Source organism: Pseudomonas sp. PS01303 (genome assembly GCF_029959385.1).
In the GTDB taxonomy this organism is placed as follows: domain Bacteria; phylum Pseudomonadota; class Gammaproteobacteria; order Pseudomonadales; family Pseudomonadaceae; genus Aquipseudomonas; species Aquipseudomonas rustica.
The window spans coordinates 1-2,552 of record NZ_JASCPK010000289.1; the positions used below are offsets into that span (position 1 = coordinate 1).

The window sequence follows — 2,552 nt, forward strand, 5'->3', positions numbered from 1 at the left end:
TTCAGGCGATAGGACAAGGCGATCTGGGACTTGGCCATCTGCCGCAGCACGGCGTTGGCGATGGGGATTTCGGCGGTGGTGGGCACGCTGGTCAACGGCTCGCCGGTGAACTCGACATCGATCGGCAGGCCCTCCACGGGCGTGCCCTTGACCCGGATGATCGGGGTGTCACCGGGCTGGAACGATCCGCCAGTCGTGACCCAGACCTGCGCCGTGCCTGGGGCATCGCCCAGTTGGTCGATGTCGAGCACGTTGCTCTGCGCTTCCTTGAGAATCGGCGCTTCCAGCCTGCTCGCATCGATCGCGACCACCACCCGTTGTGCCGCGCTCCAGTCCTCGGAGCGATTGTCGACCTTGTCGTAGACCTCGAAGGCCACGGACAAACCCACCTCGTCAGAATCCCCGGCCTCACGAATGACCGCCTCGCTGACGTGCACCACCAGCGGCACTTTGCCGTCCGCCTGCTCCTGAGACAGGGGCGCGCTGAGCACAAACACACCGCCCCAACTCACTTGAATCACATCACCGGCGGCAATGTCTGGATACGACTCGATGGCGACCGGAACACCGGCGGCCACGTTGTCCTTATCAATGCCGCCGTCGAGGATGTCCTGCGGCAAGTGCATGATCAGCTTGGAGTGGCCGGGATCGTTGTTGTCGTCATGACCGCCGGGGCGGGTGAGCTTTACCAGCACCTGCATGTCCTCGGACGGCTCCCAGGCCTGGCCGAGGCGCTTGACGCTATAGGATGCGACGGCCCGGCCTTCCGGGATGCGCGCCGAAGGCACGAACATTTGCAGCGTCGTGTTGACGTCCGCCGGGCCAACGGTTTTCTGCAGGACTTCCACATCCTTGTTCCAGAACACCTTGATCTGATCCCCAATTTCCATTGGTGTCCACGGCCCGGCGCGGCAGAGCAGGCCTTGACGCGGGAAATTACCCAACGCCGCCGCAATATTGAGGCCCCAGACCTTTGGCGACTCCGACACCGGCCCGGTTTTGCCGGGGATATCGAGTTGGTCGAGGATTAATGTGTCGGCATCGGGAAGGTTGGGGGTAAGCATGGACGGCTCCGTTGAGCGGTGAGGCAACGGAGTGATTTATGGCTGGAAACGGGTGAGGCGTCACCTGTCAGATCTGACAGGGTAGGGTGGTTTTCTGATGGGCGGTCGAAGGTGAGGGCATCCGTCTCGATGCGCCCAAATCATGTCCGCACCGTACGTGCTCAACCGCTTGTTCATGGTCAACTCGGCCAGCGCGAATGGATCTCTGTTCGCCGATGCCAGTGAGAGCCTCGGTTCGGCTTGCGTGATGATCAACGACCTGGCGGGAATACTAGAAGCCACCCATCGCAGGACACTGTTGGGAATTGCCCAAGTTGTGATGCTAGGAGAGTTGGCGGTTAATCAGGTGTTGATGATTTGGTGCCGGTGGATTGATCTCAGAGCGAGGCGAGGCCATTGGTTCGTCCGCGCTCTGCAAAAACCAAATTTACAGAGCGGGGCAGGAGATGTATTAAATGCGGAAATACAAATGTGTCATAGATGGTTAATGGGTCAACTCGAATTGATCCAGATATCCAGCTGCAAAAAATATAATTTTCTTGATGTTGTCTGCGGTGAATTCGAATCTCGTTTCAATTTGTGTTGCAGGCTCTCTTATTTTTTTTATTATTCCATCTCCATGATGAATATCCATACTTAATTCGCTATGTTGAAAGTAATGAAAATGATAAAAACATATTTTTGATAGAGGTTGAGTGAACGTCATGTGCAGTTCCCTCATGGTAGGATAAGGAGGAGACTTTGAGCTGAATGGAGAAAGTATCATTCCGTTTATATGTTCTGAGACTTCTTTTTTATCAATAAATCCCCAGCCAGTTTGTAATGGCAAGCATCGCATGAGTAAAGTCATATGTTTAAGGTGGACGATCGTTCCTTCGACGAGTGTTGTAAAAGGGACGCCATCGAAGTTTTCAATTGAAATGGGTTTGCTAACGACAACGTCCCTACGATCTGAGACGGTTTCGCCACCATATAAAGCCTTTGCGATAAAACTGTGAGTAGAGACACTCATTCCCGAAACTATTTGCGTCCAAATGCCAGTTATCGGATCCGCCTGCGGCTTGCCTTTAGATGCAGGGCCATCCATCACTTCAACCTTCTGCCCTTTGCTCGCCGTCCCGGTGATCGTCACGCTGGTATCAAAGGTGCTGCCACCCTGTGGAATCTCGACACCCTTGCTGTCCTTGATTGAGGTAATGGTCGGCGTGACCATCGGCGTGACGATGATTTTCCATATCACCGACACCGGATTGCTGCCGTATTGCGCAACAGCGGTAAGGTTGCAGTCGCCCTGGGCCAGTCCGATTAAATTCCGTTCCCATTTACCTTGAGCATCCGCTGTTGCGAAGCCTCCAGTGCTGACGCTGTTGTTGTAAATCAGGATGGTCTGATGGGGTGTTGCAGTGCCGCTGACCTTGACACTGGAATCAACGGTGAGACCGTTTTGGGGAATGGTGATGCCTTTTGAATCGAGCACTGAGGTGATCA

The 2,552-nt window shown here is 54.6% G+C and carries 2 pseudogenes; both read right to left on the reverse strand.

What is annotated here, in order from left to right:
• Window positions 1-1,064: pseudogene (locus tag QMX93_RS30500) on the reverse strand (hypothetical protein); the annotation flags it as partial.
• 484 nt (window positions 1,065-1,548) lie between these two features.
• Window positions 1,549-2,552: pseudogene (locus QMX93_RS30505) on the reverse strand (hypothetical protein); the annotation flags it as partial.